Here is a 1,100-nt window from a genome sequence, read left to right as displayed (position 1 = left end):
CAGTGTGCGTTCTTTCATACACTCGTTCGAATTCGTTTGGCGACATATAGTTGCAATGGCTATGAATTCGTTTCGTAGCGTCCAGGCTATGATTTTTCTGGAAAATAAATCCATAACACTGGTCAGATAGACAAATTCTCATTTTGGCTTGTACTATTTATATTCTAGCACCAACAGGAACGCAACAAGCAGAAACCGCCGCAAAGACAGCATAAAAAATCCATTGACAGAGATAGCCGATAGACATTGAAAAACCGCCGTTATGGAGTTACCCATAGCGGCGGCATACATAATCATTTGCAGCTACAAAATTAACAGTTATATTTTTTTGATTTGTTTAACAAAATATAAATTCCAATCAATACCAAAATAGTGATTCCAAGTATCATATACATCGTTCCGATATTTACTTGACTTCCGAAAAAATAAAGATTGCAATCAAGGGAATCTTTTAGTTTTTCAATAACCTCTGTTGGAATACCTTGATTTTGCATTTCGGCAAGTGCCCCTTGCATTGTATGATTTCGGATAAGTGATGTACCATAAGTACCCGGCAAAAATGAGATTATTTTTTGCAGTCCTTCTCCAAATGAAGAAATAGGCATATATGCACCACAAATGAAACCATATCCCGCACTGATGATTGTGCCTACCGCTGAAATTTGTCCTTGTGTTGATAAGAAAAAATTAATAATCGAAGATAATGCTGTTCCAAACAAAACAAGGAGTAAAATATCAAGAAACAAAAAGAATATATCTGCGAGCGACATATACCAACCGACAATAGCTACATAAGTAAGACAGATACCCGTTGCAGCAAAGCAAATAATAAGTGTTGAAAGCAAGGTTGCAACATAATAACTCAACGAAAGTGTAGCTGATTTTACAGGAGATATTCTTAAATCTCTTATCGTACCATTTGCTTTATCTTGCACCATTAAAAAATTAGAACAAAAAGCAACCGTTACACACGAAACAGCAAGAATAGATGAGATAAGTTGACCGCCTACCAGTCCCTCCTATTAGACGGTGTGAAATTTTTTCTGTAAATTTAGATCTTCTATGATAATTATGGCGGCTTAACAGCGGTTTCTGCGGTT

1 protein-coding gene is annotated in these 1,100 nt (G+C 36.2%); it reads right to left on the bottom strand.

Annotation, left to right across the window (positions count from 1 at the left end):
* Positions 1–311 precede the first annotated feature (311 nt).
* On the bottom strand, positions 312–995 hold the full coding sequence (locus LKD42_RS15060; RefSeq protein WP_408610714.1) for an ABC transporter permease: 684 nt from the start codon (positions 993–995) through the stop codon (positions 312–314).
* Positions 996–1,100: the final 105 nt, after the last annotated feature.

The organism is Hominisplanchenecus faecis (assembly GCF_020687205.1).
Taxonomy (GTDB): Bacteria; Bacillota; Clostridia; order Lachnospirales; family Lachnospiraceae; genus Hominisplanchenecus; species Hominisplanchenecus faecis.
The sequence above is the reverse complement of the archived record's forward strand: the minus strand, read 5'-3'. Positions and strand labels throughout refer to the sequence as shown.